Source organism: Cyanobacteria bacterium FACHB-DQ100 (assembly GCA_014695195.1).
Classification (GTDB): Bacteria; Cyanobacteriota; Cyanobacteriia; order Leptolyngbyales; family Leptolyngbyaceae; genus Leptolyngbya.
In genome coordinates, this window is record JACJNW010000019.1 from 279,417 (window position 1) to 286,468 (window position 7,052).

Below are 7,052 nucleotides of genomic sequence, written 5' to 3' on the forward strand. Positions count from 1 at the left end.
ACCCAACTCATTGCCTCTCTCTTCTAAAATGAGGACAACGTTTGTGGGCTAATTAAAAGCACAACCACTAAAAGATTTTTCCAGTAAGATTCCATGATTGAGGTTTGAGGGCACGGGCATGGTGCAATTTCATATTCAGCCAGATAGCGATATCCCGGCATCAACTCAACTGTATAACCAGATTTTATTTGCGATCGCATCGCGGCAATTTCCACCCGGACATCGTTTACCCAGCACTCGACAACTGGCAATGCAAACCGGACTACACCGCAACACAATTAGCAAAGTGTATCGCCAACTAGAAGATGCAGGCGTGGTCGATGCTCAAGCGGGGTCTGGAATTTATGTGCGCGATCAAGGGCACGATACAGGGGCACACATCAAGTCTCCCCTGCTTGAACAATATCCCCAAGCCCACAAAATCATTCAATCTAGCTTGGATGAACTGGTCAAACAAGGCTGTTCACTCGGACAGGCGCGAGAATTATTTCTTGCAGAGATTGATTGGCGATTGCGGTGTAGCGCTTCAGTTCTCGTGACAGCTCCCCAACATGATTTGGCAAACGGGGAAGTTTTGATGCGGGAACTAGAGCGCGCTCTGGCAATTCCGATGCAGCTTGTGCCAATGGAAGAACTTGGACAAGTGCTAGATCAAACGCGATCGAGTACCGTCGTGACCAGTCGTTACTTTATCGCCCAAGCTGAAGCGATCGCGTCTCCGAAAGCAGCGCGAGTTATTCCGATCGATATCTACGATTTTGAGCAGGAATTGAAGCTGGTCAAAGTCATGCCAAAAGGCACTTGTTTAGGCATTGTCAGCCTGAGCGGTGGAACTGTCGGCGTAGCGGAGGTGATTATCCACAGCTTGCGCGGCGATGACCTGTTAGTCATGACCGCACAGATAGACGATCGCTATAAACTCAATGCAATGGTGAGAACGGCACAAACGATTTTCTGCTTTGATCAGGTAAGTTGTGCAAGCGTAAAAGCAACGATCTCAGCTTCTCGCGATGACATCATTCGCCCGCCTCAAGTCATCTGCTGCGAAAACTTTATTGTGGGCAAATCGATTAATCTACTGAGACGAGAGCTAGGTTTGGAATAAGGATTAGGCAATTCTGATGGGTAGAGCCAGCTTCAGAACCGTCATTTCCGATTGCTGGTTCACGATTAAATCTGCACCTAAATCAAATGCAAATCGCCGCAGCAATGCCAATCTCAGGCTAGAAATATTTTGTTCTTGCTGAAGCCCGATTTCGTTGCCGCTCTTCAAAGCACAATTGGCGGAGAGGCAAAACGTTTGCTGCTCAAGATCGATTTGTGTGTGGAGTTGAATCGGTAAATCAGGAGTCAACTGATTGAGATACAAGAGCATTTGACTCAGCGCTTTTTCCAGGGTGGGCAAGTGAACGAGCAGTTTGGGAACTGGGTCTAGAGTTTGTTTAAGCTGAATTACGATCGTGGTGTCTCGCGAAAATCGCTCGATTAAGAGCGCTAGCCAATCATGAATTTGCACTTCGGTCAGGGGTATCGCATCTGAAGAACTTGAAGAATTTTGAAACACGAGTAAATCGCTCACTAAGCGGAATTTTTCTTGCCACCCCTGCCGCAGAATGTTCAAGTATTGATCTAACCGTTGAACATGAGGGTTGGGAACGTCTGGATCGATCAGAGAAGCAACCCCGTGCTGCATTAGCTCGATCACCATTCGCATATTTGTTAGCGGTGTCCGCAGTTCGTGAGACAGCGCCTCAATAAATTCATCCTGGAGCGCCTTGAGCTGCCTCAGTTCCACAATCTGCGCTTGTGCAATCTGGTTTTGCTGGGCAGATTGATAGGCTCGGATCGCTTGGCTGACCAGTTGTCCGATCGCCTCGGCTTGAAACTCGCTCCAGCGCGGGTACTCTGACAGAATAATGCCGAATTCGCCGATCGTGCCGTGCTTTCCCTGAATGGGGCAGACAATCACTTGAGCCAGGGCGCGATAAATCGGCGGTAGGGTCTCTAGGGGTGGACAGAGCCAGCACTGGCGCTGAAACAGCCGCGAATAAAACGACGAGAATTTCGCAGTTTCTACCGTGCGCCGCAGCAGCGATCTCGGTTCCGCATCTTCAGCATTAAACTCCGCTGCGATCGTCGAAATCGCCGCGGCTGGGTCGTGAAAGGCAATCCAACTGTAGTGAAGGTTTAGCGTTTGCCCAATTTCTTGCAGCATCCACTGGAGAAATTCCGTTCGATCGGTATCGCACTGATCGAAAATACGCTGGCGGAGTCGATCAACCGCGATTGCAAATTGAAGCTGTTCAGTACGCTCTTTTAGCTGAGCGCTCAACAGCGATTGCGTGGTCTCCAGAATTTGCTTTTGGGCATCTAGACTCGACTCGCGCTGGCAGCGATCGCTCATATCCTGAAACACCATAACGCCACCAATAATCTCCCCATCTCGGTTGCGAATTGGAGAGGCACTGTCACCGACAGGGCGCTTTGTTCCGTCGCGCGATCGTAAAACTGCACGAGCGGGCAATGTAATTGTATCACCCTGGCATAAAGCTGCCAGAATCGGGTTGTTGATGGGCGCTCCGGTCTCTTCATCGATTAGATCCAGTACTCGTCCTGCAAATTCTCCCAAGGCTTGCTCCTGCGTCCAGCCTGTGAAGAACTCGGCAGCAGGATTCATGAACGTGATGAATCCATCGACATCGGTGGCGAGCGTGGCATCCCCAATGCTAACTAAGGTGGTAGCATACCATTGCTGGACATCCTTAAGAGCCGCTTCCATCTGGTGACGACGCAGGGCAACCTGAATCGTGGTGTGCAAATCTGCTTCGTGAAACGGTTTAATCAAGTAGCCGAACGGAGAGGTTTCGGTGGCACGTCTGAGCGTGTATTCGTCTGCGTGAGCCGTGAGATAAACAACGGGAAGATTCAGCTTGAGATAGAGATATTCTGCCGCAGAAACGCCGTCGCTTTTTCCCTGCAAGCAAATATCCATCAAGACCAAATCCGGGCGCTGGGTGGTGGCAATCTGGATTGCCTGACGGGCACTGGTTGCGATCGCAATCACCTGGTATCCAAATGTTTGCAATACTTCCTGCACGTGCCAAGCGACAACGCTTTCGTCTTCGACCACAAGGATTCTTTTCACGCTCACCGTTCTCACTTCTTAATTCGCTCTTATTGTAGGCTCTGTTGAGATATTTTAAGCAACAGATTTAAGCACAATTGAATGTGACATTGAACCGAGTTTTTTGAGCTTTTTCAACTGTAATCTGAGCATTTAATTGATTCGCTAAAGCATTCACTAAGCGTAACCCCATCGATCGAATTTCCTGTAGCTCAAAACTTTCAGGAAGAATTTTTCCGTCATTTTCTACGATTAAGCAAACCTTAGAAGAATCATGGTTCAAGATGACGGTTACTTCTCCGATTTCTTCATCCATAAATCCATGCTTCAAAGCGTTGGTCATCAGTTCATTCAGGATTAGACCACATGGAATTGCTTTCTCTAGGCTGACTACGATATTTGGCTGAACTTGAACCAATAAATTTACGCGCTCTGGCTGAATTCGATACGTGTTGAATAAACTCAGCGTCAAAGATTGTACGTATTCTGAGAGGTTGACATTGGCAAAATCTTCAGAGCGGTATAAAGTATCGTGAACTAATGCCATCGAACTAATCCGGCTTTGACTATCCTTGAAAATTTGTTTTACTTCAGGATCTTGAATGCGCTGTGCTTGTAAATAAATTAAGCTCGAAATAATTTGCAAATTGTTTTTGACGCGATGATGAATTTCTTTGAGTAATGCTTCTTTTTCTTGTAGAGACGCTTGGACTTTGGCTTCTGCTAGCTTCTGAATAGTAATGTCTTCGATCGTTCCGGTATGCCCAATTAACTCGTTCTGTTCTGAAAACATCGGAGCAGTTCTGACATGCAACCATCGGATTTCTTGAGCCGAGGTAATAACCCGGAATTGCTCAGTGTGAGGTCGCTCTGCCTTGGCATCTTCGATCCAGCGAGGCAAGATCCGATCGCGATCTTCGGGATGCACATACTTTAGCCAGCGATCTCCAATACTTTCTTCGAGCGTATGTCCGACAATTTCTTCGCAACGGGAATTGATGTAGGTACACTGTCCCTGCACATTACAGCTAAAAATGCCAAAGGGTAGACAGGCACTAAGTGCTAACCATTGTTCTTCGGTTTGGTGGGTTGCGATCAGCAGCGACGCAGAGTGTGGATTGAGCAGAGTTTCGAGTTGAACAAGGACAGTCGAGAGAGAGTGATCGATCGCGGGTTGAACGGGTTGCGGCAGAGCAGTGATCGATCGCTGAAACGCCTGAGCTTGTGCTTTAAAGGCACGAATGCGTAATTCTAGCTCAGGAGGATTCGGGTCTAAAGTCTCGTCCATGTGACATGAATCCCAGGGGTCATAGCAAACTTTATCAGAGATTTAGCCCGATATTTGAGCTTAGCGGCAGGCTTTAACTTGAAAGAGAGAGCTGAGCTATATCGACACCCCACTCTCCACTCCCCACTTCATTTCGGATTGCTATACCTCCGCTTCTGTTGGAGAACCGATTAAAGGGTGCAGTTTTCTCTTTCTTAAATAGTACGCACGCTAGGTAATCCTCGCATATGAGCATTCTAGTTAAAATATTTAGCGCACTAAATAAACAGGTATATCAATACTCCTTAGCTCTAATCTGTCCATCGCTTCACTGTGAGATTTCCAATGAAAGCTGCCTCGTTAAACGATTATCAACCCAAATACATCTGAGATCTCCCAATGGGATCGCTGCAGGTACATTCGGCTAATTCTATTGGCAATTTTCCTCGGCACATCAATCGACGGATAATGCGACTGTTACTGGAAATATTCGCTCGATCGGCTCACGAGTTTCAGGAACGGTCGAGCAAGTGTTTGTTGAGGAAAACCAGGAAGTTAAGACGGGACAACCCCTAATTCAACTAGAGCAGCGTAAACCACTCCCTCCATACCCTAAGCGGGTATGGAGGGAGTGGTTTACTTCCTGTGAAACTTAAAAATTACAGTCCGGTTTCAGGATCAACCTCAGCCACAGTTGGATCAACGCCCATCGGTGCAACATAGTCTCTGAAGAAGGTGATTTGTTGTTCAAACTCCATTTGCTTCACGCGATCAAGCAAAGACTGTGCCTCTTCTGCAAGCTGATATCCTGGCGGCATGGGGATGATCGTTGCATTTTCCATACCCTGCGCCAACAAGTACCAGACGAGCAGCTTGGTTGTATCACCCAGTGCGCCATATTCGCGAGTGAGTTGGGTGTTGCGGCGGCAAATCAAATCGCGCTGTACGTTTAATTGTTCTTCGTGGGGGAGTTCTTTAATTTGGTTGAAGATACCTTCTGCGATCGCGGGCGAAACGGTGCTTGCACCAGGTGCGGCTGGTGTGATCGCACCGCCCATTTCCTTGTAAATAAACCAGAACAACGCAAGCTGAGTATCAGCATCTAATTGCTGAAACGCTTCGACTAAATCGTTTGCGGTTCCCGAAGTTGTATAGGTCATAAAGTAGTTACCAATTCGACCTCCAAACCGTAGCAAGACGAACTGTTTTACTCGACCTGCCAGAGATAGACCGCTGAACCTAGCTACAGACAGAGGTAGCATGGTTTAAATTTCTCAGGATTGCAAGTTTCCCTTTGAACAAACACTATTAATAAAGAAGATAATAAAGAAGAGTTCAATCGCACGATCGTTGAAACTGTCTCATTCTGATCAAAAAGAATTTCCAGTAATCCATCAGTCTGGCGTGATTCCGTACCGTATTCAATCGGGTAACATTGAGGTGCTCTTAGTTACTACAACTAAACGGAGTTCCGCCAAAAACGTCGATCGTTGGAGCATTCCCAAGGGCTGGATTGAACCGTTCATGTCCGCGGCGGACTCGGCAGCAAAAGAAGCTTACGAAGAAGCAGGAGTTCGCGGTTTAGTCAAAACTCCGGCGATCGGAGACTATCAGCGCCGAAAGCTAGGGCTGCCTTGTCGAGTCGAAGTCTTTCTCATGCAAGTTGAAGTCGTTCTCGAAGATTGGGCAGAAGCGAAAGTCAGAAAGCGGCGCTGGTTTAGCGTTTTACAAGCAATCAAAAAGGTGCAACATCCTCAACTCAAACGGCTGCTTGCCCAACTGCCGGAAATGCTCTCCCCTAATGCAGAAGGCGTGAGCAAGAGCAGAGAGCTAGAGTAGAACACCTATGATTGAAGTAGTGATATGACTAAGAAAAAATCTAAAAAGAAACACAATAAAAAAGCTAAAGACAAAGAGACTAAAGATCAAAAGAATCAGACCCGCTTAGATAGCGCTGGACAAAGCATCAAGACTGCGGGCATGGTGATGGCGAGTGTGCTGCTTGGACAGATTATAGAAGCGGCGATCGAACGCCTCCTGCAAAAGTTTCCTGCTCATGCTCCTTTGCCTGCAACGGCTGAGAACGGCAGCAATGGTCAAGAACTTCCTCATACTATCGCGCATCCAGTAGAGCAACCTGGAATGACCCTAGCCTCCGGGATGGGAGCTTCGCCACTGGGTGTACAAGATGTGATTGAGGCAGTTCGCGATGCTGTTCGAGACGTGGCACCAACACTAGACGACGTGGTGGATACGCTTAAAGTGGGGACTTGGCGATCGGTACAGCAGGCAGTTGGAACAGCAGGTAACACGACGATGACAGCAGTTGAGGGTGCGGTTTCAGGTGCGAAAACTTTGATCGATAAATTGCATCCTACTGAACCTGTGGCATCTAAAAAACCGGGCAAAAAGAAGCGCAAAGATAAGAAAAAGTAAGCATAGATGCCAAACTGCTGTTCTTCTAATGGAGTTGAGGAGAACATCTGTTAGCGATGTTACAGAAGTCATTTTCGACCTGCTTAGAGGCTCTTGTAAAGATTAAGTAGCAATGGAAAATAAGACTGAAAAGCGCGATCGCTGACTGAGCAAATTAGTCGTATTCTAGATCTATGGATCAACGTGATTGAATGGCTCTTCTGACGGAAATCTTTGGAAAGCCAT

The 7,052-nt window shown here is 47.4% G+C and carries 6 protein-coding genes and 1 pseudogene; 4 read left to right on the plus strand and 3 right to left on the minus strand.

All coding sequences use genetic code 11. The annotated features are described in order from the left end of the window. Window positions 1-118 precede the first annotated feature (118 nt). Window positions 119-1,105 (plus strand): GntR family transcriptional regulator, encoded by a 987-nt coding sequence (locus H6F51_06235; protein ID MBD1822096.1) that lies wholly within the window; start codon window positions 119-121, stop codon window positions 1,103-1,105. Window positions 1,106-1,108: 3 nt separating this feature from the next. On the opposite strand, the gene H6F51_06240 is transcribed toward H6F51_06235, so the two are convergent. Together H6F51_06240 and H6F51_06245 are read right to left on the minus strand one after the other, a co-directional pair. Further along, window positions 1,109-3,145: a response regulator gene (locus tag H6F51_06240; GenBank protein MBD1822097.1), complete on the minus strand. Its 2,037-nt coding sequence runs from the start codon at window positions 3,143-3,145 to the stop codon at window positions 1,109-1,111. Window positions 3,146-3,212: 67 nt separating this feature from the next. Next, a complete protein-coding gene (locus tag H6F51_06245; protein ID MBD1822098.1) occupies window positions 3,213-4,412 on the minus strand; it encodes a PAS domain S-box protein in 1,200 nt (399 codons plus the stop codon). Between the two features lie 227 nt (window positions 4,413-4,639). Between H6F51_06245 and H6F51_06250 the strand changes: the two are divergent. Then, window positions 4,640-5,047: pseudogene (locus tag H6F51_06250) on the plus strand (biotin/lipoyl-binding protein). Window positions 5,048-5,050: 3 nt separating this feature from the next. Here H6F51_06250 and H6F51_06255 read toward each other — a convergent pair. Then, a complete protein-coding gene (locus tag H6F51_06255) occupies window positions 5,051-5,551 on the minus strand; it encodes an Orange carotenoid protein (protein MBD1822099.1) in 501 nt (166 codons plus the stop codon). 196 nt (window positions 5,552-5,747) lie between these two features. On the opposite strand from H6F51_06255, the gene H6F51_06260 reads away from it, so the two are divergent. Together H6F51_06260 and H6F51_06265 are read left to right on the plus strand one after the other, a co-directional pair. After that, complete coding sequence (locus H6F51_06260; GenBank protein ID MBD1822100.1) at window positions 5,748-6,230, plus strand: NUDIX hydrolase; 483 nt, start codon at window positions 5,748-5,750, stop codon at window positions 6,228-6,230. Window positions 6,231-6,254: 24 nt separating this feature from the next. Then, entirely contained in the window at window positions 6,255-6,827 is a 573-nt protein-coding gene (locus H6F51_06265; protein MBD1822101.1) for a hypothetical protein, read from the plus strand. Window positions 6,828-7,052 lie beyond the last annotated feature (225 nt).